15 protein-coding genes and 1 pseudogene are annotated in these 22,736 nt (G+C 73.4%); 10 read left to right on the top strand and 6 right to left on the bottom strand.

The genetic code is table 11. The features are described 5' to 3' along the window. The 7 genes from DEF28_RS28005 to DEF28_RS28000 form a co-directional block, all read left to right on the top strand. A partial coding sequence (locus tag DEF28_RS28005) for a pseudouridine synthase (RefSeq protein ID WP_181874679.1) occupies positions 1-1,117 on the top strand: 1,117 nt, incomplete at its 5' end. Between the two features lie 45 nt (positions 1,118-1,162). After that, positions 1,163-1,525 carry a chorismate mutase gene (gene aroH / locus DEF28_RS07760; RefSeq protein ID WP_114397331.1) on the top strand — a complete coding sequence of 121 codons (363 nt, stop codon included), beginning with the start codon at positions 1,163-1,165 and terminating at the stop codon, positions 1,523-1,525. Positions 1,526-1,630: 105 nt separating this feature from the next. Further along, positions 1,631-2,725, top strand: a complete 1,095-nt coding sequence (locus tag DEF28_RS07755) for a prephenate dehydrogenase (RefSeq protein WP_114397330.1) — start codon at positions 1,631-1,633, stop codon at positions 2,723-2,725. A 275-nt stretch (positions 2,726-3,000) separates the two neighbouring features. Further along, positions 3,001-3,708, top strand: coding sequence for a (d)CMP kinase (gene cmk, locus DEF28_RS07750; protein WP_233515154.1), 708 nt, complete (start codon positions 3,001-3,003; stop codon positions 3,706-3,708). Positions 3,709-3,802: 94 nt separating this feature from the next. Continuing rightward, positions 3,803-5,227, top strand: coding sequence for a ribosome biogenesis GTPase Der (gene der / locus DEF28_RS07745; RefSeq protein WP_114397328.1), 1,425 nt, complete (start codon positions 3,803-3,805; stop codon positions 5,225-5,227). 86 nt (positions 5,228-5,313) lie between these two features. Continuing rightward, positions 5,314-5,814: a DUF523 domain-containing protein gene (locus DEF28_RS07740; RefSeq protein WP_114397327.1), complete on the top strand. Its 501-nt coding sequence runs from the start codon at positions 5,314-5,316 to the stop codon at positions 5,812-5,814. Positions 5,815-6,475: 661 nt separating this feature from the next. Further along, a complete protein-coding gene (locus DEF28_RS28000; RefSeq protein WP_199493172.1) occupies positions 6,476-6,949 on the top strand; it encodes a hypothetical protein in 474 nt (157 codons plus the stop codon). A gap of 207 nt (positions 6,950-7,156) precedes the next feature. Here DEF28_RS28000 and DEF28_RS07730 read toward each other — a convergent pair whose 3' ends face one another. From DEF28_RS07730 to DEF28_RS07720, 3 genes are all read right to left on the bottom strand, one after another. Then, complete coding sequence (locus DEF28_RS07730; protein WP_114397326.1) at positions 7,157-9,835, bottom strand: AfsR/SARP family transcriptional regulator; 2,679 nt, start codon at positions 9,833-9,835, stop codon at positions 7,157-7,159. A 518-nt stretch (positions 9,836-10,353) separates the two neighbouring features. Next, entirely contained in the window at positions 10,354-11,319 is a 966-nt protein-coding gene (locus tag DEF28_RS07725; protein ID WP_114397325.1) for a hypothetical protein, read from the bottom strand. A gap of 1 nt (position 11,320) precedes the next feature. Next, entirely contained in the window at positions 11,321-14,452 is a 3,132-nt protein-coding gene (locus DEF28_RS07720) for a hypothetical protein (RefSeq protein WP_114433214.1), read from the bottom strand. A gap of 655 nt (positions 14,453-15,107) precedes the next feature. Between DEF28_RS07720 and DEF28_RS07715 the strand changes: the two genes are divergently transcribed. Then, on the top strand, positions 15,108-15,578 hold the full coding sequence (locus DEF28_RS07715) for a CBS domain-containing protein (RefSeq protein WP_114399608.1): 471 nt from the start codon (positions 15,108-15,110) through the stop codon (positions 15,576-15,578). 86 nt (positions 15,579-15,664) lie between these two features. Here DEF28_RS07715 and fdhF read toward each other — a convergent pair whose 3' ends face one another. From fdhF to DEF28_RS07700, 3 genes are all read right to left on the bottom strand, one after another. After that, positions 15,665-18,373, bottom strand: coding sequence for a formate dehydrogenase subunit alpha (gene fdhF / locus DEF28_RS07710; RefSeq protein ID WP_233515153.1), 2,709 nt, complete (start codon positions 18,371-18,373; stop codon positions 15,665-15,667). Between the two features lie 11 nt (positions 18,374-18,384). Beyond that, a complete protein-coding gene (locus DEF28_RS07705) occupies positions 18,385-20,097 on the bottom strand; it encodes an NAD(P)H-dependent oxidoreductase subunit E (RefSeq protein WP_114399610.1) in 1,713 nt (570 codons plus the stop codon). A 138-nt stretch (positions 20,098-20,235) separates the two neighbouring features. Continuing rightward, positions 20,236-21,156 (bottom strand): CPBP family intramembrane glutamic endopeptidase, encoded by a 921-nt coding sequence (locus tag DEF28_RS07700; RefSeq protein ID WP_114399611.1) that lies wholly within the window; start codon positions 21,154-21,156, stop codon positions 20,236-20,238. Between the two features lie 437 nt (positions 21,157-21,593). Here DEF28_RS07700 and DEF28_RS07695 point away from each other — a divergent pair, with 437 nt between their 5' ends. Together DEF28_RS07695 and DEF28_RS07690 are read left to right on the top strand one after the other, a co-directional pair. Further along, positions 21,594-22,382: a hypothetical protein gene (locus DEF28_RS07695; protein ID WP_114399612.1), complete on the top strand. Its 789-nt coding sequence runs from the start codon at positions 21,594-21,596 to the stop codon at positions 22,380-22,382. 120 nt (positions 22,383-22,502) lie between these two features. Next, a pseudogene (locus DEF28_RS07690) lies at positions 22,503-22,733 on the top strand (sigma factor); the annotation flags it as partial. Positions 22,734-22,736 lie beyond the last annotated feature (3 nt).

The raw sequence follows: 22,736 nt of genomic DNA, 5'->3' as shown, positions 1-22,736 counted from the left end.
TTTCCGGGGGCGTGAGGAGCGTGACTTCCGCGACCGCGACCGCGGCCGGGACGACCGCGGGTTCCGCGGCCGTGACGAGCGCCCGCACCGCGGGCGGGACGAGCGCCCGCGCGACGACCGCGACGGCCGAGGACGCGAGCGCGCCCCGGGTGGCCGGGGCGGCCGCCCCGGCCCGGAGCGGCGCGGCGGCCACCGTCCGGCCGACCGCGGCCCCGCCACCCGCGAGTCACGCGGCCCCGCCTCCGGCGCCGGTGCGGCGGCGTCCGGCCAGGGCCGGGCCGAGCGGGAGCTCTCGCGCGCCGCGCAGGCCCGGTTGCGCGCCCTGCGGGAGGAGTACGATCCGCGCGACGACGACCGCTCGGACGAGCCGCGCGACACCTACGCCGACGTGTCCGGCGGCATCCGGCTGCAGAAGGCGCTCGCCCAGGCCGGCGTCGCCAGCCGGCGCGCCAGCGAGGAGCTGATCGCCGCCGGCCGGGTCTCCGTCGACGGCCAGGTCGTGCGCCGGTTCGGTGCTCGGGTGGACCCGGAGGAGTCGGAGATCCGCGTCGACGGCATGCGGGTGGTCACGGCGCCGGACCGGCTGTACTTCGCGCTGAACAAGCCGCGCGGCGTGGTCAGCACGATGTCGGACCCCGAGGGGCGGCCCACGCTCGCCGACTACTGCGGTCAGACCGAGGAGCGGCTGTTCCACGTCGGCCGGCTCGACACCGAGACCGAGGGCCTGATCCTGCTCACCAACGACGGCGAGCTCGCCAACCGGCTCACCCACCCCCGCTACGAGATCGTCAAGACCTACATCGTGATGGTCCCCGGCCCGGTGCCGCGTGAGGTCATCCGGGAGCTGCGCGAGGGCGTGGAGCTGGAGGACGGCCCGGTGCAGGTCGACTCCTTCCGCGTGGTGGACGACGCCGGGCCCAAGGCGCTGGTCGAGATCCAGCTGCACGAGGGCCGCAAGCACATCGTCCGCCGGCTGATGGAGGCGGTCGGCCACCCCGTCTCCGACCTCGCTCGGACGCAGGTCGGGCCGATCGGCCTCAACACGCTCAAGGTCGGCACAATGCGGGCCCTGACGTCGCGCGAGGTCAGTGAGCTCTACACTGCCGCAGGAATGTAGGTGCCCGGCCGGCGGCCGGGCGGGACGTACAGCGGAGGGACGACAGTGGCGGTAAGGGCGATCCGTGGGGCCATCCAGGTGGACGCGGACGATCGGGACCTCATCCTCGAGGCGACCGCCGAGCTGGTCTCGGAGGTCATGCAGCGCAACCGGCTCACGACCGACGACGTGATCAGCGTCATCTTCACCGCCACCCCCGACCTGCGGGCGGAGTTCCCGGCGCTGGCCGCACGCAAGCTCGGCTTCACCGACGTGCCGCTGATGTGCGCCGCCGAGATCGCCGTCCCGCACGGGCTGCCCCGGGTGGTGCGGCTGATGGCGCACGTCGAGACCGACCGCCCGCGTTCGGACCTCCAGCACGTGTACCTGCGCGGTGCGCAGGCGCTGCGCCTGGACATCGCGCAGTAGTACGGCGGCTCTGGCCCCGAGGGGGCACGGCGCGACCGCGCCGTGCCCCCTCGCGCGTGTTCTACGCTGGGACGACGAGAGTTCCGGTGGCGAGGCGGGGGAGCGGTGGCCGTGATCGAGCGAGCGGTGGTGGTGGGCGCCGGACTGATCGGCACCTCCATCGCGCTGGCCCTTCGGGAGCGGGGGGTCGAGGTGGCGCTGGCCGACCGCGACCCCGGCGCCCTGCGCCTGGCCTGCGACCTCGGGGCGGGGAGCGCGCTGCCCGCCGACGGCCCGGTGCGTCCGGCCGACGTCGCCGTCATCGCGGCGCCCCCGCAGGCCATCCCGGCGGTGCTGCGCTCCGCCCAGAACCGGGGGCTCGCCCACGTGTACACCGACGCCGCGAGCGTCAAGCACTCCGTCGTCACCGAGGCGGCCCGGCTCGGCTGCGACCTCGCCACCTTCGTGCCGGGGCACCCGATGGGCGGCAGTGAGAAGCAGGGACCGAGCGCGGCCCGCGCCGATTTGTTCCTCGGCCGCTCGTGGGCCCTGTGCCCCACCGGCAAGGCCGACGCCGGCGCGGTCGCGGTCGTGACCGAACTCGCCCGGCTGTGCGGCGCCGATCCGCTGACGCTCGACGCCGAGGAGCACGACCGCGCGGTGGCGCTCGTCTCGCACGCCCCGCACGTGGCGGCCGCCGCGGTGGCGGCCCGGCTGCTCGGCGGTGACGGCACGGCGCTCACCCTGGCCGGCCAGGGGGTGCGCGACGTCACCCGGATCGCCGGCGGCGACCCGGACCTGTGGGTCGAGATCCTGCGGCACAACGCCGTGCCCGTCGCCGACGTGCTGGCCGACGTCGCCCAGGACCTCGCCGACACGGCCGCGGCCCTGCGGGCCGGCGGCGTCCGGCCGGAGGGCCTGACCGGCCCCGTCCGCGACCTGCTCGCCCGCGGCAGGGAGGGGCGCGACCGCATTCCCGGCAAGCACGGCGGCGCCCAGGCGCCGGAGTACGCGGTGCTGCCCGTGGTCATCCCGGACGAGCCGGGGGCGCTGGCCCGCCTGTTCGCGGCGGCGGAGGAGGCGGGCGTCAACATCGAGGACGTCCGCATCGACCACTCGCCGGGCCTGCCAGTGGGCGTCGCGCAGCTGTCCGTTCGCCCGGACGGCGTGCAGCGGCTGTCGCGGGCCCTGGCGGCCGGTGGATGGTCGGTCCATCCGTAGGCTCCCCTTGCGGTTGGCTGCGGAAGGGTAACCGCGGTAGAGAGTGGCAGGTCGGCAAGGATGCGCCCCGGGTGTGCGGGGATGACCCGCGTATTGGTCTTGAACGTACTGGTGATGAGGCGTGCGCCCCGCGTGTGCGGGGATTGCCTTCCCGCGCCGCATCCCCCGCCGGATGCCGGGAATGGCCGTAGTGACGCGGGTCCGAGTACCGTTCCCGCCCCTGTAGCCTGGATCGTTGAGATGAGATGGAATCAACCCGGGGAGAGGTTGCCACGGTGAACGCGCGGGGTCACGGCGGAGGCATCGTCATCGCGATTGACGGTCCTTCGGGGTCGGGCAAGTCCAGCACGGCCAAGGGCGTGGCTCGGGCGCGGGAGCTGCGGTACCTCGACACGGGAGCGATGTACCGGGCCATGACGTGGTGGATGTTGCACCACCAGGTCGATGTCAACGACGCGGCAGCCGTCGCGGAAGCGGCATCGCGTCCGGTCATCACCCTGGGCACCGATCCGGACGCCCCCACCGTCCAGGTGGACGGCGTGGATGCGGCCCAGGCGATCAGGACCCAAGAGGTCACCACCAACGTGAGCGCCGTCAGCGCCGTACCAGCGGTGCGGGAGCTGCTCGTCACCCGCCAGCGCCAGATCATCGACGAGGCGCGCGACGAGGCGGCGGGCATCGTCGTCGAGGGCCGCGACATCACCACCGTCGTCGCCCCGGACGCTCCGGTGAAGATCTTCCTGACCGCGAGTGCCGAGATGCGGGCGCAGCGGCGGAGCAGGGAAGTGCGGTCGAGCGATGTCGCGGCGACCCAGGCCGATCTGGCCCGCCGCGACCAGCTCGACTCCAGCCGGGCGGCATCCCCGCTCACGCAGACGGCGGACGCGACCGAGCTCGACACCACGGGACTCTCCCTGGACGAGGTCATCGCGCTGGTGGTGAAGCTGGCCGACGAGGCCGGAGCGCGCACCCCCGCGCTGTAGGCGGCGGCGAACACGCGTTGCCTGCGGGGCACGACTGACCATCCCCACGGCACGCATCCTGGGCGCGTGGGGCATTGCGACCGGGAGAACCTTGATGAGTGAGAGAAGCGACGTCCTGAACGGCGTCACCGACCAGGGCGACGCCATCGACGACGCCGCGGTCAAGCCCGTGGTGGCCGTCGTGGGACGGCCCAACGTGGGCAAGTCGTCGCTGGTGAACAGGATCATCGGCCGCCGCGAGGCGGTCGTGGAGGACGTTCCCGGCGTCACCCGGGACCGGGTGGCCTACGACGCCACCTGGCAGGGCCGTGAGTTCACCCTCGTGGACACCGGCGGCTGGGAGACGAGCGCGAGCGGGCTGGCCGCGATGGTCGCCCGCCAGGCCGAGTACGCCGCGCAGACCGCGGACGTCGTCCTGTTCGTGGTGGACGCCACGGTCGGTATCACCGACGCCGACGAGGCGGTGACCCGTGTGCTGCGCGCCACCCGCAGGCCGGTGGTGCTGGCCGCCAACAAGGTGGACGGCGCGCTGCAGGACGCCGACGCGCTGGAGCTGTGGCACCTCGGGGTCGGCGAGCCCTACCCGGTCAGCGCGCTGCACGGCCGCGGGTCCGGCGACCTGCTGGACGCCGTGCTGGAGGCGCTGCCGGAGGAGGCACCGCGCGAGACGCTGGAGGAGGAGGGCGGCCCGCGCCGGATCGCGCTCATCGGCCGGCCCAACGTCGGCAAGTCGAGCCTGCTCAACCGGCTGGCGGGCGAGGACCGCGTGGTCGTGGACTCGGTCGCCGGCACCACGCGCGACGCGGTGGACGAGCTCGTCGAGCTGGGCGGCAGGACCTGGAAGTTCATCGACACCGCCGGAATCCGGCGCCGGTTCCGGGCACTGCAGGGGGCGGACTACTACGCCACGATGCGCACGGGCGCCGCGCTGGAGCGCGCCGAGGTGGCGGTGGTGCTGCTGGACGTGAGCGAGCCGCTCGCCGAGCAGGACATCCGGGTGGTCGAGCAGGTCGTGGAGTCCGGCCGCGCCCTGGTGCTGGCCTTCAACAAGTGGGACGTGCTGGACGAGGAGCGCCGGTACTACCTGGAGAAGGAGATCGACCGGCAGCTCGGCCGGGTGCACTGGGCGCCCCGCGTGAACATCTCGGCCCGCACGGGCCGGCACGTCGAGAAGCTGGTCCCGGCGATCGAGACCGGGCTGGCGTCGTGGGACACCCGGATCTCCACCGGGCGGCTGAACAGCTGGCTGAAGGAGCTGGTGGCGGCGACCCCGCCGCCGGTGCGCGGCGGCAAGCAGCCGAAGATCCTGTTCGGTACCCAGGCCGACACCCGGCCCCCGCACTTCGTCCTGTTCACGACCGGGTTCCTGGAGGACAACTACCGGCGCTTCATCGAGCGCCGGCTGCGCGAGGACTTCGGCTTCGAGGGCAGCCCGGTCAAGCTCTCGATGCGGATCCGCGAGAAGAAGGGCGGCGGCAAGGCGTCGCGGGGCAGCGTCCGGCCCGACTGGAAGCACTGACCCGTCCTGCCCTCGTCCACAGCCCCCGTGCCCGTCCGGTCCGCCGGGCGGGCACCCGGCTATCGTGGGCCCGGGAGGTGGGGAGAGTGGAACGGATCCTGGTCAGCGCCTGCCTGATGGGCCAGCGCGTCCGCTACGACGGGGGCGCCAAAACCTCGGCACACCCCGCCTTCGAACGCTGGCGGCGCGAGCGCCGCCTCGTCTCCTTCTGCCCGGAGGTCTCCGGCGGCCTCCCGGTTCCGCGCCCGCCGGCCGAAATCGAGACCGGCGCCACCTCGCGGGACGTCCTCGCGGGCGCGGCCCGGATCGTCACCGACGCCGGGGCGGACGCCACGGACCACTTCCTGGCGGGCGCGCGAGGCGCGCTGGCGGCGGCGCGCCGGCACGGGATCCGCGTCGCGATCCTCAAGGAGGGCAGCCCGTCCTGCGGCGTGCACCGGGTGGGCGACGGCACCTTCAGCGGCGCGAAGAGACCGGGTGACGGGGTGACGGCCCGGCTGCTGGCCGACCACGGTATCCGGGTCTTCACGGAGGCCGAGATCGACGCGGCGGCGGCGTACATGCGGGAGCTGGAACGAGGCTATTAATGCGCGGGTAATTTTCTTCGTTAAGTGCAAGTTGTCGATTGCGCTTTGAATTGTCTCACAATGGGCCGAATGAATGGAGTCCATTTCTGATGGACTCTGAGATGAAGTGCTTGTTTGATCAAAAATCAGCGGAAATGTGGGGATTTGAACTCTTGGCTTGTTAGGGGAGGGATCTGTCCAGGAGAAAGAATAGCGACGATCCCAGGAAGGCTGTGCTCAGGGTAGTGTGCGTGGGGGATGAGGTGAGAGTCCAGGTGGCGACACCGGTGATGTATGCGATGATGGTGCAGAGTAATACGATGAGCAGAGTTCGGTAGGGGGATGCTGCTGGTCGTCGCGAATTGTCGGGAATGTCTCTCGGCATTGGTGCCTCCCGCTGGAGATCATATCCGTGTCCGGTCGATCCCGCCATCCGTAGCTCGCCCTCACACTCCCTAATACCTTTCCCTTGCGTGGTGTCGGGGGTGGCAATATCCTGGTCGGAATGTTGCTGCCCCGCGCATGTGGGGGTGAGCCGATATTCGGGAGTATGTGTCGGCCTTGATGTTCGACGCGCCCCACGCATGTGGGGGTGAATGGGGAAATAGGGTACAGCCAGGGCTCTCTCTACTGATGTCGCATCTCTTTAGACGAAGTCGGTCAAATAACAGAGAAACACAGAATGACGAACGGGTCAGCCGCCGACGCCGATCTCTTCGAGGCGCGAATCGGCGTCTACGCCACGCCGGCCCAGGTCGCGGACACCGTCGCCGCCCTCTCCGCACTGCTGCGCGAGGAGCGGGGGGCGGCGGGTGCCGTGCCCTGGGACATCGCGGTGGTCGAGGATGCCGGCCGTACCGACCCCGACGACATGCCGCTGGCGGAGTTCTACGGCGAACTCCCCGAGCAGTGGCGCGCCGAGCATCCGGGGGAGGAGCCGGGCGAGCGGATGATCCACGAGATCCGGGTCGGAATGTACCTCCCCGAGGCCCACGGCCACGATCTCCGGCAGCGGCTCAACCGGGTGGTGTGCCCGGACCTCCAGCACAGCGGACCGTGCCCGATCCCGTGGTCGTCGAGCTACACCGACCCCGCGGAGGAGGCCGAGCGCGACTACCTGGAGCGCCGCTACGCACGGCTGCGGGCCGCTGCCTGACCCGGCCGTCGCCGAACGCGGCAGCCCGCCGAAGGAGGTGCCTATGGGGGCGGCCCGGTACTCGGCCCACCGATCGACCGCTTGCCGGAGGTCGAGCGCGGCAACCTCGTGCCGGGGCAGGCCTACGGTGTGGACGAGGCGTTCCGCGAGCCAGTCGGGGACGGGTTCTCGTCTTCGGCAGGGTGTGTTCTCGGTTGCCGCCCCTGCTCACCTGTCACTCGTCAGCCGCCCGATGTCGCCGAGGGCCTCCGCGACCCCCTCGCTGTCACCGATCTCCTCGAAGATCACCAGTGCCGCCCGGAACCGGGCCATGGCGATCCCCGGCGCGCGGTCGTCGCGGTGCAGCAGGCCGATCTCGTGCAGGACGTGCGCCTCACGGTGCCGGTCGCCGATGACCTGGGTGAGCTGGAGCGCGGCGGTGAACCACACCAGCGCTTGGTCCCGGTCCTCCAGGGCTCGCCACACCCGGCCGATGGCGGTGCGGGCCACGGCCTCGCCGTGCTGGTCGCCGACGGAGAGGAACCCGGCGAGGGCGCGGTAGTAGTCCTCCAGCGCCTCGGAGTAGCGCCCGCGGAACCGCGCCACCGTGGCCAGGCCGCTGGTGGCGATGGCCTCGCCGTGCTCGTCGCCCTCCGCGGCGAACAGCTCCTGGGAGCGGCGGAACGCCCGCACGGCCTCGTCGAACTCGTCCTGGTAGATGTGTAACTGGCCGAGCCCGCGGAGCAGGGCGGCCTCGCCCCGCCGCAGCCCGGCCGTGCGGGTGGCTTCCAGTGCCACCCGGTGCGTGCGCTGCCAGTCGTCGTAGTGCGCGCGCAGGTCGAAGTAGGGCACGAGGGACACCGCGAGCTCCCACGCCGAGGCCGGCAGGCCGGCCGACGCCGCCTGCCCGACGGCGGCGACGAGGGAGTGCCGCTCGGCGTCGAACCACGCGCGCGGCCGGTCGGCCAGGCGCTGGCGGGCGGCCGGCTCCACCTGCCAGCGGGGCGCGGTGGTGAGGCGCGGGATGAAGGGGTTCACCGGCAGCCCCGTGTTGGCCATGTCGGTGAGCGACAGCCAGCCGCCCACCACCCGGCGGACGGCGCGGCGGCGGTGCTCGGTGTCGCCGGGCGCGGTCGCGACCTCCCGGGCGTAGAGCCGGAGCAGGTCGTGCATCGCGTAGCGCGGCTGGCCGAGCTCGTCCACGCCGACCGGGCGGATCAGGTTGGCGTCGACCAGGGTGTCCAGGACGTCGTCGGCCGCCGGCCGGTCCAGCAGCGCGCCGATCGTCCAGCTCGGGGTCGCGGGCATCTCCTCCAGCGTGCCGAGCAGCCGGAACACGGTCGCGGCCGGCGGCAGCAGCGAGTGCAGGCTCGCCTCGAAGCTGGCCCGCACCCCGCCGAGGACGCCGAGCCGCCGCGACTCGTCGGTCAGCCGTTCGGCGAGCACGCGCAGCGGCCATCCGTACCGTCCGGCCAGCTTGGCGCCGGCCAGCCGGAGTGCCAGCGGGAGCCCGCCGCACGATTCCACGATGGCCGCCGCGGCCTCCGGCTCCTGCGCGACCCGCTCGGGGCCGGCGATCGCGGCGAGCAGCGCGGTGGCGGCGTCCGGCGCGAGCACGTCGAGCTCCACCAGCTGGGCGCCGGGGAGGTCGGTGAGGCGGCGCCGGCTGGTGACGAGGACCCCGCATTCCGGTGTCGAGGGCAGGAGGGGGAGGATCTGCTCGGTGTCGCCGGCGTCGTCCAGCACCAGCAGCATGCGCCGCCCGGCCAGCCGCGAGCGGTACATCGCCGTCCGCCCGGGCAGGCCGGCGGGGATGGTGCGGCCCACCACCCCGAGGGCGCGGAGCACCTCGGCGAGCGCTTCGGCCGGGGCGGTCGGCTCCGGGGTGGTCCCCTTGAGGTCGAGGTAGAGCTGCCCGTCGGGGAACCGGTCGCGCAGCGCGTGCGCGACGTGGGTGACCAGCGTCGACTTCCCGACCCCGGGAGGGCCGGCCACGACGGTGACGCCGGGGCCCCGCTGCCCGTCCGCGCCGAGCCGGAGGAGGCCGTGCACGAGCTCGGCACGGCCCTGGAAGTCCGGGAGGTCGGGAGGAAGCTGGCAGACCGGGGGCAGCGCCGTCGGCAGCACGGTGGCCAGCGCCGCGGTGATGGTGGTCGCGGCGGGGTCGCCGTCGAGCACCGCCTCGTGCACCTGCCGCAGTTCGGCGCACGGCTCCACGCCGAGCTCCTCGACGAGGAGCCTGCGCACGTCGGCGAAGGCGCGCAGCGCCTCGGCGCGCCGCCCGCTGCCGTACAGCGCCAGGATGAGCTGCAGCCACAGCCGCTCCCGGAACGGGTGCTCGGCGAGCAGCGCCCGTAGCGGGGAGATCGCCGCGGCGTGCTGGCCGAGGGACAGCTGCAGGGCCCCGCGCTCCTCGGCGACCGCCACCCGCCGCTCCACCATCCGGCCCACCGCGCCCTCCCACATGGGGCTGGCCGGCAGGTCCTCCAGGGGGCGCCCCCGCCACCGCGACATCGCCCGGTGCAGCAGCCCGAGCGCCGTCTCATGGTGCGCCCGCTCACGTGCGGCCTCCGCCTGCCGGACGAGGTCGTTGAACACGTGCAGGTCGAGTTCAGCGGGCTCGACGCGGATCGCGTAGCCGGCGGAGCCCGCGCGGATGCGGTCGGACCCGCCCAGGGCGGCGCGCAGGGCGCTGGCATAGGTGCGCACGTTGGCCACGGCAGAGGCGGGCGGCCGCTCCGGCCACAGCGTTTCGACGATGGTGTCGAGCGGCACCATGCGGTTCGCCTGGAGCAGCAGGGTGGCGAGCAGCATGCGGGGCTTCACGGCGCTCAGCTCGGCGCCCTCGCCGTCAACCTGCACGCGTAGGGGGCCGAGGATCTCGAATCTCAACTCCGGACGCGACATGTTCTGCCCTCCGACACGCCTCTGGGGGGTACGGGCATGACGCTACCGTCCGGTAACGCGCTATTGGGAGGTATTTTCGGGGATTTGTCGGAGTTCGTGGCGACGGCGGGGTAGCTCGGCCGTATGCGGCGGAGCGACCCTGGCGCCATGCCTACCAAGCGACTGGCGAGCGCCGTCCTCGCCCTCCTCCTCGGCGTGGGCTGGCTCCTCGTCGGCGCCGCTCCGGCGCAGGCGGCTGAGCCCGTGCAGCCCAGCGGGCGCCCGCGGCGGCATCGTGGCCGGCCTTCCGCTGCCGGAGCGCGGTACGCCCGAACGCTCCGCAGCGTCGCCGAGGCGGCCGTCCGCCCGCCCGGCGGAGACGCAGACAGCCCGGGCGGTGGACAAGCACCGGCCCGGGCCTGCGTTCCCGCACTGCTTATGCGCCAAGGAGGCAGGAACAGGACAAGGCTATCGCCGCGCCCGCGGCCGCGCGCGGCGAACGCCGGTTTTCCCAGACCCGCCGGGCCGGGCCGTCGGCGTCAGGCGCCGGTCTCCTCCGGCGGCTGGTCGGTGTCGAGGCGGGTCTCGACGCCGTCGATGATGGTCCAGCACTCCAGCTCGTAGGGCCAGAGCCGGGGGAGGTGCGCGCGGGCTTCGGCCGGGTCGGGGAAGATGAAGGCGACGTTGTCGATCGGCTGCTCGGGGCCGAGCGCGTTGTCCCGGCGGGCGGCGCAGGCGTCGCGCATCTCCACCGCCGGTACCGTCCGCCCGAGGACGACGATCTTGAGGACGCGGCGGTTCTCGTCGTAGAGGCCTTTGATGTCATGCCGGTAGAGGTAGGGAGTCTGGAGGTAGCCGCCCTCGGGCCTGATACCCATGTGTTCGTGTGCCGGCCTGGCCTGTTGCAGGGCTTCGGCCGCATTCAGGTCGAGGTCGTGGAACTGCACCAATGTGGTGTCGTGGGGCCCGCGCAGGAGCCGCCAGGGTCCGGTCTCCAGCCAACGTCGGGATACCAGGTTGCGGTGGCCATCTCCCTTGAAGGCGCACGCCCACCCGTGCGGAATGTGGTAGTTACCGAATCCGGGGCCGCGGTACCTGAGTGCTCCCTTGCGCCACTCCCGATACCGAGTCGCGAACGAGGCCACCTCGAAGGGAATGCCGCTGAGGAACTCCACCAGGTCGGACGGATCTCCTTCGAAGTCGAACGTGGCCTGTACGACGCGGCGGGGTTCGATGACGAGCTTGTAGTAGTGGCCGCTGTCGAAGAACGCGGCGATGGTCTGCCCGGTGTCGGCATACTGGCGAAGCCAGTCCGGGGTGGGGGTTGCCGGCGTGCCCTCGATATCGACGGTCAGGTCGACGGGGACAGCGTTCTCCCCCCACAGCCGCCGCTCCCAGATTGTCCGGGCAATGGCGGTGAGATCGGGTCCGCTGAACGCCACAGCGATTCGTCCCAGCGCCATTAGCCGCCTCCCATCGGGCAAGGTGTTTTCCAGGTCGATCATGCTACTCCGTGTCACCGACGCCATCTCTCCTCAGATGCGCGTCCGCATCCGGTACGGCGCGTTCCCCAGTGAGCCACTGTTCCAGTGTGGCCGCGCCGGGCTCGCCGCCCCAGGTGCCGCGGCCGCTGAGGAACGCGACATCGTCCTTGTCAGGGGAGACGCGCAAGCTCTCTCCGCGATCGTTGTGGATCTCGATCTCGATGCTGGCGTCCTCGTACCTGTCGAGCAGGTCGCTGAGTATCTGCGCGTTGCTTCGGACCCCTGCGGGGTCCGGGAACACCACGACCGCGTCGTCGACCGGGACAAAAGATCCGTCTTTGAGTCTCACTTCGTGCCCGGTGATCTCGATGAGGTCGCCGAGCTGCTGTATCTGCTCCGTGCCGAGCTTTCCGGTGTAGTTCTTGATCTCGAATGCGGTGTTTCCCTCCACGATGTCGAGCCGCCGGTTCGACTGGAGTTCGAACCCTTGAGCCTCTGCCTCGGCCCTGCTGATGGTGACCTGGGTCTCCCCGTCTTGGGCGTACATCTCCCGGTACCACGACTCGCCCAGACTGCCGCGATCGGAAGGGGCGAGATCGCCGCTCACCTCCAGCATCATCTGGTGGCTCGTGGCTCGAAGAGCTTGATCCTCATCGAGACCGTTAGCGCGGAACTGCTCGAAGCGGGGATCCGCTGTGACGAACTGCGGGTCCAGGACATGGCGGACGATCGCGTTGCGGAACTCTTCCTTGGCGTAGTGGCGAATGTTGTCGTACGACTGCCCCGATGGATCCCGCATCGCGTTGAGGACATCCAACGGGCGGCCGTCGGCATCCACGTTGGACGCGTCGATGAGCTTGAGGTCTTTCAGTACGTCGACGAACTTCTGGAACGAGGAGTTGTTGCCTGAGATCAGCGCGTCAAACGCCTGCTCCCGGGTGGCTCCCCGTGGGAAGTACTCCCTCTCGCGCGGGGTGGCGTTCTGGAAGTCCCCGGTCTCCCAGTCCCACTCCAGCGCCGGGAGGTCCTGGCGGCCCGGCAGTCGCCGGATGTACGGCATGTCGCCATTGCGGACCCACACGTAGCCTTCTGGCGCGTCCTTTGCGCCTATGGGCTTCCAAGGGCCGTCGCCGTTCGATGCGCCATCACCCGATGTCCCCGAGGAGCCCCCACGATCCGACGATCCCCCGTCGTCCGGGAGGCCGCCCGGACCGTCGCCGCGGCCGTTCGACGGGAGGTCCGGACCACCGCTCGACGGGCCGCTGCCACCGCCGGGCGTGTCGATGGTCCCGGTGCTGCCGCGGTCCGTCGAAGGCAGATCCGGGCCTCCCCCGGAAGGACCGCCCCCGGACGGAGTGTCCAGCCGAGCCGACGGCGACAGGTCGGGCGACGGCCCGCCCCCGGGCCGGTCGCCGATCGACATCTCCGCGCGCCCTTCCGGCAGGCCCGCGTTCACGAGTGCCCGTTGCCGGTCATGAATTTCACCGATGATGCCCTCGGGGTGGGCGAGTTCGGCCAGGTCCAGGTCCTGGCGGAAGCGCTCGATCAAGTATTCCTGCATCTGCCGGGTAGTCGGCAGGTTCTCGGGATTCCGGAGCGGGTCGGAGGCGTCCGCGTCGGCGGCCCGGGTCTCCTGGTCGGCGTTCGCGTCCGCGTTCGCCTCCGCGTCGGCGTCGCGGTCCGGCGTGCGCTGCGTATCCGCGCTCTCGCTGTCCGGCCTGTCCGCAGCGGTGTCGGTGTCGTTGCGGTCGACCGGGCGGTCCGTGTCGGCCGGTGGCTCGTCCCGCGCGGGGCTCTCGGGGGTCCGGTCGGCGGGTTCGCTGGGGGTGGTGTCGGTGTCCGTGCCTGGCCGGCTGGGCTCGGACGGTGTGCTGTCCGGCGTGTCCGGACGGGGGGCGGGTTCAGGCGTCGGCGAGTCCGGAAGCTCGCTGAGGCGGGCGGCGTCGTCCAGGGACTCGCTGAGGCCGTCGAGCCGGGTCTGGGGGATGTCCAGCCCGTCGAGCGCGGCGGCGAGTTCCGCGTCCGGAGACGGGGCTCCGTCAGGGCCTGGGCGGTTGTGGCCCTGGTTGATGTCGAGGTCGGACCGGTTCGTCGGCAGGTCCGGCGCGTCCGGTGCGTTGGGCAGGTCGGCGTTGTTGACGGCCCGCAGCCCCCGCATGCCTTGGGAGACCCGCGAGGCCAGGATGGGGACGCCTACGGTCGCGCCGACGCCGGTGGCGGTCAGGGCGATGCCGGCGATGGTGGTGCCGATGTTGAGGATGCCCTGGGTGATCACGTAGCCGGGGCGGTCGCCCCACTCGCGCCACGGGACGATCGAGTGCGCGACCTCCGTCCAGGCCGCCAGTCCGTTCTCCCAGCCGTCGGCGAAGGCGAGCATCCGCACGCCTTCCCAGGTCTCGCCCCAGTACTGCTTGGCGTTATCGAGGGGGTTGCCGTTGAACCAGCCGCCCTCCTCGGTGTACAGGCCGACCATGGAGGCGGCGTCCAGGAACGGGGCGGAGACGAAGTCCCAGGCCCCCATGGCGACGTCCTCCCACCACGGGGCGTCGTGCTCCTGCGGGGTCGCCCACGGCGTCTGCACGCCCTCCGGAACGGAGGTGTAGCCGTAGACCTCCTGGCCGTCGCGCGCGGTCGGCTCGGCGCCGTACTCCCCGGCGACGAAGGTGGTCCCCCCGAAGATGGCGGTGATCCTGTTCGCGCACGCCCGCTCGGCCGCCATGTAGGCGTTGAGTTTCGCGAGGATCTCGTCGTTGAGTTCGTTGAACTCGTCGACCTTGTCCTCGTCCTTGCGCCAGTCCTCATTGGCGTCTATGTGCGCCTTGAACGCCACCGCCTCGCCCTTGAGCTCGCGCAGCCGCGCCTGGATGGGCCCGGCCTCCGCGGCGAAATCGTCCAGTGCGTCGGCGACGGTGGACACCGCGGATTCGAAGTCGTCACCGGCGGTGGCAACCGGATTGACGGCGGCCAGCAGGGTCTCGGCCTCGGGCGCGATGTAATTGCCCGCGAGCCCCTCCCACGCGCTCTTGATGTCGTTGCCGGTCTGGGCGATTCCGGTGCCGTCGCCGCGCAGGGCGCTGGCCGCGGTCTGCAGTTCGCAGACGTTCAGTTCGGGAACGATGATCTCGTCAGGCCGGATAACGTACTCTTCGCTCAACGCCGCACCCCAAGCGCTCCGTCATTCACCTGTCATCGCCGCCGCGCCGAGCGGTTGAGAACTCGGACGGCTCGGAACCACGGATGGTTTCTGAACCGTGAATGGCTTTCAGCGGCGATTATGATCGATGGATCGGACGAATCCGGGTGCCGTTTTCCGGATCGGAATAAGCGGCGCGGCCGCGGGGACGGGCTTTCACCGAGGACAGCGTGATGCGACTTTCCGGGTGAATTCCCAGGTCAGGGAATGTGAACGGGTACGGCGGGGGAGGCGACCGCAGGTGTCCTCAACCCGGATGGCGAAGGGCTGAATGCGTCGGTGGCCGGATTCGGTCACCGGGGCCTGCTGAGGGCGCTATGCCGTGGCAGGGGCGGACCCCGCCCTCCGGGTCACGGTCGTCGGACGTCAGGCGCGTGCGCCACGGGCGGTTCCGCGGCCAGCGGTTCGGAGACTCCCACGAACCGCGGACTCCCCGCACCGGACTCCCCGCCGTGCGTGCCGTCCGCCCCGCCCGGTCCCCCCCTGATCATGCCCTTTGACCCTGGTCCGCCCGATCACGGTGCGTGAGGGTGGACAGTGGTCGGTCGGATCCGGCGGCCCGGACGGTCCTCCGGAGGGAGGCCGTCCGCACGCGGAATCCGCGAGGGGGGCGGACATGAACGTACGCGAGATCATGACGAGCCCGGTCGACGCCGTACCGCCGGTCGCCTCGGTCGCCGAGGTGGCCCGGGAGATGGAGCGGACCGGGGTCGGCTGCCTGGTCGTGCTGGACCAGGAGATCGTGGGGATCGTGACGGACCGGGACCTCGTCATCCGGTGCGTCGCCCGGGGGCTGCCCGCCGAGCAGACGCTTGTCCGCGACGTGATGTCGCGCGACGTCATGGTGGTCGGTCCCGACAATCCGGTCGAGGACGTGTTCGACGTCTTCGGCCACCACGCGTTCCGCCGGCTGCCGGTCGTGGAGGGCAGGTCCCTCGTCGGGCTGGTGACCGTGGACGACCTGCTGCTGAGGGCGCACTACATGTTCTCGGGGCTGCTCGGGCCCATCTCGATGGAGACATTGGTGCCGCGGTCGCGCGAGCCCGCGGCGGGGCCGCGGCAGCGCACCGGAGCCGAGGGCGGCTGACCGCGGGGGCCCGCGGCGGGCGCGCGGGGACCGGAGCCCGCGGCCGGGGAGCGGCCACCGGGCGCCCCGTCGGCCGGCCGAGCCGGTCAGCCCCGCGCCGCCCGGCCGGGACCGGGCGGCGGGCCCTCCGGGGCCGGCCGCAGCGCCACCGCGCTCACCTTGTACTCCGGACAGCCCGTCACGGTGTCGGCGAACCCCGACGTCAAGACGTTGGCCGGAGCGTCCGGGAAGTGGAAGGCGGTGAACAGCTCCCCGGGCGCGACCTCGTCGGTGCGGCGCGCCGCGAGGACGATCGCGCCCCGGCGGCTGGCCACCTCGACGCGGTCGCCGTCGGCGATCCCGAGGCGGTCGGCGTCGGCGGGGTGCACATCCAGGGTCTCGGCGGACAGCAGCTCGGCGTTGGCGGTACGCCGGGTCATCGACCCGGTGTTGTAGTGCGCCAGCCGCCGCCCGGTGACCAGCACGAACGGGTACGCCCCGTCCGGCTGCTCACCCGGCGGCAGGTACGGACGCGCGGCGAGCGCGGCCCGGCCGTCCGGCGTGGCGAACCGGTCGAGGTACAGGACGGCCTCGCCCCGTTCGCCGGCGCCGCGGCACGGCCAGTGCAGCGGCCCGTCGCGGTCCAGCCGCGCGTGGGACAGGCCGCCGAACAGCGGCGCCACCGCCGCGCACTCGGCGAGCGCGTCCGCCGGACTAGGGCAGCCCAGGTCGGCTCCCAGGGCACCGGCCAGCAGGTGCAGGATCGCGAAGTCGCTCCGCGCCTGCCCGGGCGGTGCCACCGCCGGACGCACACGCTGGACGCGCCGCTCGAAGTTCGTGAACGTCCCGTCCTTCTCCAGGAAGGACGCCGCCGGGAGGACCACGTCGGCCAGTTCCGCAGTGCCGGACAGGAAGACGTCCTGGCACACCACCAGTTCGCAGGCGGCGAGCGCCGCGCGCACGTGCCCGGAGTCGGGGTCGCTGCGCATGATGTCCTCGCCGATGACATGTAGCGCGCCCAGCCGGCCGGCCACCGCGGCGTCGAACATCTCCGGGATCCGCAGCCCCGGGCGCTCCGGCACCGGCGCGCCCCACACGGCGGCGCAGCGCTCCCGCGCGGCCGGCTCGGCGACCGGCTGGTAGCCGGGCAGGTGGTCCGGCAGCGCGCCCATGTCCGACGCCCCCTGCACGTTGTTCTGACCGCGCAGCGGGAGCACGCCGCAGCCGCCCTCCGTGCCGACCGAGCCGGTGAGGACGGCCAGGTTGGCGAGCGTGCGGACGCCGTCCGTACCGTGCCGGTGCTCGGTCACCCCCAGGCCGTACAGGATGGCCGGCCGCTCGGCCGAGCCGAAGCGGCGCGCTGCGCGCGCCAGGTCGCCCGGCGCGATCCCCGAGAGCCGGGCCACCCGCTCCGGCGGATGGTCGCGCAGCACCTCCCGCAGCTCGGCGAGCCCGCTCGCCCGCTCGGCCAGGAACGCCTCGTCGGCGAGGCCCTCGGCCAGCAGCACGTGCGCGATGCCGTTGAACACCGCCACGTTGCTGCCCGGCCGGCCCCGCAGGTGCACATCGGCCAGGTCCGCGAGGTCGGTCCGCCGGGGGTCGGCGACCACCAGGCCCGCACCGGCGAGCACCCGCTGCTTGATCCGGGCGCCGACCACCGGGTGCGCCTCCGTGGGATTGGCGCCGGCGACGAGGAAGCAGTCGGCGCGGTCCAGGTCGTCGAACGGATTGGTGCCGCCGGCGAGCCCGAACGCCGCCGTCAGGCCGGACGCCGAGGGCGCGTGGCACAGCCGCGAGCAGTTGTCGACGCTGTTCGTCCCGAGGACGGCACGCGCGTACTTCTGCGCCAGGTAGTTCTCCTCGTTGGTGGCCCGCGCCGAGGAGATCACCGCGACCGCATCCGGGCCGCGCGCCGCGCGGATCGCGGCCAGCCGGCCCGCCGCGAAGCCGACCGCCTCCTCCCAGGAGGCCTCCTCCAGCGGCGCGTCCCGCCCGCCGCGACGCAGCAGCGGCACGGTCAGCCGGTCCCGCGCGCGGGTGTACCCGTGCGCGAACCGCCCCTTCACGCACGCATGCCCCCGGTTGACGGGAGCGCCGTGCACGGGCGTGACCGCGGCGACCGAACCTCCGCGGACGTGTACGTCCAGGGAGCAGCCCACTCCGCAGTAACCGCACGTGGTCCGGGTGGTGCCGGCCAGCGGGCTCGGGTCGAGCAGCCCCGGCTCGGACAGCGCTCCGGTGGGGCAGCTGTCCACGCAGCCGCCGCACCCCACACAGGGGGAGTCCACCCACGGTTCGCCGGCACCGGGCACCACCACGGTGTCGAAGCCCCGCCCGCCCATGTCCAGGGCGAACGTGCCCTGCACCTCGGCGCACATCCGCACGCACCGCTGGCAGGCGATGCACAGGTCCCGGTCCAGCTTGACGTAGGGGTGGGAGTGGTCCGTTCCGCGGCGGTGCGGCAGCGCGCCGAAGGAGCCCGCGAACACGCCGAGCAGCGCGCAGCAGCGCACGAGCTCGCTCCGGTCGGCGGGGACCGCCAGCGCCCGCTCCGGCAGCCCGGCCGCGACCAGCTCCAGCGCCCGGCGCGCCGCCGCGCGGGCCCGCTCCTCCTGCGGCCGTACCCGCATGCCGTCCGCGGCCGGCGTGGTGCAGGCCGGCAGCACCCGGCCGTCGACGTCGACCAGGCATACCCGGCACGAGCCCACCGGGGCCAGCCGGTCGTCCTGGCACAGCGTCGGCACCTCCTGCCCGGCCGCCCGGACCGCCGCCAGCACGGTCGCGCCCTCGGCGAGCTCCACCGCCGTGTCCGCCACCCGGACCCGCATCAGCGGCCGCCCCGCAGCTCGTCGCCGTACACGCGCAGCAGGCCGCGCACCGCCCCGGCCACGCCGCGCCCGAACGCGCACAGGCTGGCCACCGCCATCGCCTCCAGCACCGGATCCTGCTCCTCCAGCGCCTCGCGGACCGGCGCCGCCGCTCCGGAGCCGATCCCGCGCGCGAGCTCCAGGCCGCGCCGCGACCCCACCCGGCACGGCGAGCAGCTGCCGCAGCTCTCCGCCGCCGCGAACTCCCACAGGTGCCGGAGCAGGTCCCGGGCCGGCACTCCCGCGTCCACGGCGACCAGGCTCGCGTGCCCGAGCGGGACGCCGCGGCGCCCCAGGTCGGCGGCCAGCAGCGGCACGTCCAGTTCCTCCGGCGGCAGGAATCCGCCCAGCGGTCCGCCGACCTGGACGGAGCGCGGCGCCTCCCCGGAGCGCAGCCCGCCGCCCAGCTCCTCGACGAGGAGGCGCAGCGGCGTGCCGAACTCCACCTCGAACACCCCGGGCCGGGCGAACCGCTCGTTCAGGCTCACCAGCTTCGTCCCGGTCTCCGGGGCGCGGCCCAGCCGGGCGTAGGCCGCTCCGCCGTGCGCCGCGATCCACGGCACGGCCGCGAGCGTCTCCACATTGTTCACCGCCGTCGGACGGTTCCGGAAACCGCGCCGCGCGGGATAGGGCGGGCGCGCCCGCACCCCGCCGCGCAGCCCTTGGAGGGTGTGCAGCAGAGCCGTCTCCTCGCCGGCCACGTAGGAGCCCGCGCCTTGGACCACCTCCACGTCGAAGCCGAACCCCGAGCCGTGCACGTCGGATCCGAGGTGCCCGGCCGCCCGCGCGCCGTCCGCCGCCGCGCGCAGCCGCCGGGCGGCGAGCGGGTACTCGGACCGGACGAGCAGCAGCCCCCGTTCCGCCCCCACCGCGAAGCCGGCGAGGACCAGCCCCTCCAGGACCCGGTGCGGGTCGCTCTCCATGAGCAGCCGGTCGCAGAAGGACCCGGGGTCCCCCTCGTCGCCGTTGGCCACGACATAGCGGGGCCGCGCTCCGGCCCGCACCGCCCGCCACTTGTCCGCGACCGGGAACCCGGCACCGCCGCGGCCGCGCAGCCCGGCCGCGGCGACCTCGCGCAGCACCGAACCGGGGTCGCCGGACGCGGCGATCCGCGGCCATACCTGCCACGGCCCCTCGGCTCCGGTGAGTCCGGCCAGGAGCACCGCGTCCCGCGCGGCGCACCGGAACGGGACCGGTGGCGCGGGCCCCGGCCCGCCGGGGGCCGCGGTGCCGGCCGGCAGCAGCCCGCCCAGTCCGGCTCCGGTGCACGGCAGCTCGCCGTCCAGGGCGCTCGGCGCCGCGTAGCAGTACCCGAGGCAGTACACCTTGGCGAGTGAGACCGAGCCGTCGGGCGCGCATCCGCCGCAGCGGACTCCGAACCCCTCCTCCAGCCGCCGGATGTGCCGGCCGCGGTCCGCCACCAAGCACGCGGTGCCGTCGCAGACCCGGATGTGGCGCCGGCCCCGGGGGCCGGACGCCAGGTCCGCGAAGAACGACGCCGCCCCGGCGACCGCGGCCACCGGCTGGCCCAGTTCCGCGGCGATCCGCCGCTCGTCCTCGGCCCGGACCGCGCCGTGCCGGGACTGCGCCGCGCGCAACCGGTCCAGCGCCGGTGTCCCCGGCCGGTCGACGCGGTCCTGCAGTTCCACGAAGGCGTCCCGGGACTCCGCCATGTCGCCCTCCCGAACCGGCGCGGGCCACCGCGCCGCATGGACGGGGAGCACCGACGCCGCGCCGACGGCGCCTGTCCCCGCAGGTCATCTCGCGGCTACCCGCGGCGCGCCGACCCAACCGCCGCGGTACCGCCGGGTCTAGCCGGACAGGATGACCGGCAGCACCGTGAGGCCGCTGATGAAGCCGTGCAGCAGGATGTTCACCCACAGGTTGCGGTAGCGCGACCAGAGGTAGCCGAACAGCAGGCCCGCCGACCCCTGCGCCACCACGCCCATCGCCACGATGACCCACCACTGGGGGTAGGCGTGCGTCGCGACCGCGCTCGAAACGCCGTAGACGAGGGCCGTCACGACGATCCCCGGCCACCGGCCGAGGAGCAGCTCCAGCCGGGTCTGCAGCACCGCCCGGAAGAAGATCTCGCCGAGCACCACCGAGTCGGCGAAGGCAAGCAGGATCCGCGCCCACAGGGCGTACCCGGTCGGCAGGGTGTAGGGCGTCGGCAGCGGGCTGGTCCACGGCGTGAACAGCGCCAGGTACATGTAGACGGCGACGGCGACCAGCCCGGCCCACCGCCACCAGTCGGGGACCCGCAGCCCCAGCCGGGCCGACCGCGGGCCGCCGACCGTGTAGCGCATGATCCCCTCGGGACCGATCAGGATCATGGGGACGATCAGCAGGAAGAGCACCTTGGCGATGTCGTAGGACAGCGCGGGGAACGCCGGGTTCACCATGCCCAGAGCGAAGCCCAGCAGCACGTCGCCGACGTGGAAGGCGAGGAGGCAGCCGAGCAGCGCCACGACCTCCGGCCGCAGGTGGCGGATCCCGAGGTCCCGGCGCAGCTGGTCGGCCTCCGCCTCCACGGGCGTCCGCCAGGGAAGCAGCCGGATCAGCAGCATGGCCGCCAGGACCGGCAGCCACAGCTCAGTCAGCGGCCCGGAGGCGTAGTAGCTGGCCGCGTGTACCGCGGCGTGGCCGGTCGCGTACAGCAGGGCGCCCGCCGCGACGTAGACCGCCGCCCCGGCGGCCACCACGCTCCGCCGCTTCGGGGTTGCCAGCATGGCCCGACCTCCTGACAGCGGATGCCGCGTCGTCCACCTCGCCGCGGTCCCCCTCCCAGCGTTCCCGGCCTCGGCCGCCACATGACGCCGAACAGGCAAAAGGTGCGCGGCGCGCTCACCCGCCGCTCTCGCCGAACCAGGGCGGTCGGCGGGAGGCGGCCGCTCCTCAGCCCGCCGTCGGTGGCCGTGCGCAGCGGGCGCACCATCCGCGGTCCGAGCCGGGCGGCGCGGGGGCGAACCAGGCGGGGCGGACCGGGCGGACCGGGCCTGCCCGCATCCGACGTGCTCGGCGACGGCCGATGACGGCGGTCGGGCGGCAGCCGCGCGGGGCCGGCGATCGCCTGCGGTCCGGCGGCGCGTCCGGTTGAATGGCCTCCGGGACCCCGCGCCTTCCCGGGCCCCGGTGGTCGTCCGTCCGTCGCGGTGAGGAGACCGGCGTGCCCCCTTCGCAACCCCCGTCCACCCCGAGGAGCCGCAAGCTGCCCCCGGGCACGCTGCAGTGGATCGCCGGCGGCGCCGGAGGTGCCGCGCTGGTGACCGGAGCGGTGGCGGTGTTCACCAGCGGCAACGAGGCCGGCACCACCGCGCTGCTCACGGTCGGCGCCCTGCTGCTGCTCGTCGGGATGTTTGGCCACCTCGTCGACAGCTTCGAGTTCAACGGCACCCGCGTGAACCTGCGGAAGGCGGCGGAGGCCGTGGCGTCAGCCCGCAGGGCGGAGCTCGACGGCGACCGCGACGAGGCGGCGCGGCTACGCGAGCAGGCGGTGGCGATCCTCGAGGAGGACGCGCGGGCGCACGCCACCGAGTACCGGCAGCTCCGGACGGACCTGCCGCGGGGCCGGGAGCGCACCCAGGTTCTCGAACAGCTCATGGACGAGGCGCGGCGCACCGCGGCGACGCTGCAGGCCACGCCCGAGCAGGTCGCCGCGTGGCTGCGCGGCGACGACGAGGGCGAACGGGTGACGGCGCTCGCCGCGATGCGGCAGCGGCCCGACCTGCGCGACCCCGAGGCGGTGCTGGCGGCCGTCGCCGACCCCCGCAGTGCGTTCGAGCACTACCACGCCATGAAGCTCGCGGCCGACATGGCGGGCGACCTCGGCCCCGATCAGCGGCGGCGGCTCGCCGCCACGGTCGAGGCCCAGCGCGGCCTCCGCTACCGCGCGACATCCGACCGCTGGCGGATGAGCGAACAGGTGCTCCGGGAGGTCGCGGCCGCCGACGGGTGACCTCCCCCGTGCCGCTCCCCGGGCGGAGCGGCGAGCACGGGGCCCGGAATCCGGCGCACCCCTCCGGTAACGATCCGCCTCCCTCCAGCACAAGGGGGCGAGTCCAACGGAAGGGGGCCGATGACGGAGGACGAGGACGCGGACGCCGCCCGGGGCGAGTTCACCCGGTTCTCCGAACGCCACTACGACGACGTCCGCCGCTACGCGCGGCGGCGGGTCCGGCCGGACCGGGCCGACGACGTCGCCGCGGAGACGTTGGCGGTGGCCTGGCGGCGCCGCGCGAAGGTCCCCGCGCGCGAGCCCCTGCCCTGGCTGTACGCCGTCGCCCGCAGCATCCTGCTGGCCCGCGCGCGC

This window comes from Marinitenerispora sediminis (assembly GCF_003336425.1).
Lineage (GTDB): Bacteria > Actinomycetota > Actinomycetes > Streptosporangiales > Streptosporangiaceae > Marinitenerispora > Marinitenerispora sediminis.
Note: the sequence above shows the minus strand (reverse complement) of the source record. Positions and strands in the feature narration are given on the sequence as shown.

Coding starts and splice junctions, on each gene's coding strand:
- DEF28_RS07725 (WP_114397325.1), bottom strand. CDS start 11,319: ATGATCGACCTGGAAAACACCTTGCCCGATGGGAGGCGGCTAATGGCG.
- DEF28_RS07700 (WP_114399611.1), bottom strand. CDS start 21,156: ATGCTGGCAACCCCGAAGCGGCGGAGCGTGGTGGCCGCCGGGGCGGCG.
- DEF28_RS07705 (WP_114399610.1), bottom strand. CDS start 20,097: ATGGCGGAGTCCCGGGACGCCTTCGTGGAACTGCAGGACCGCGTCGAC.
- der (WP_114397328.1), top strand. CDS start 3,803: ATGAGTGAGAGAAGCGACGTCCTGAACGGCGTCACCGACCAGGGCGAC.
- DEF28_RS28000 (WP_199493172.1), top strand. CDS start 6,476: ATGACGAACGGGTCAGCCGCCGACGCCGATCTCTTCGAGGCGCGAATC.
- DEF28_RS07730 (WP_114397326.1), bottom strand. CDS start 9,835: ATGTCGCGTCCGGAGTTGAGATTCGAGATCCTCGGCCCCCTACGCGTG.
- DEF28_RS07715 (WP_114399608.1), top strand. CDS start 15,108: ATGAACGTACGCGAGATCATGACGAGCCCGGTCGACGCCGTACCGCCG.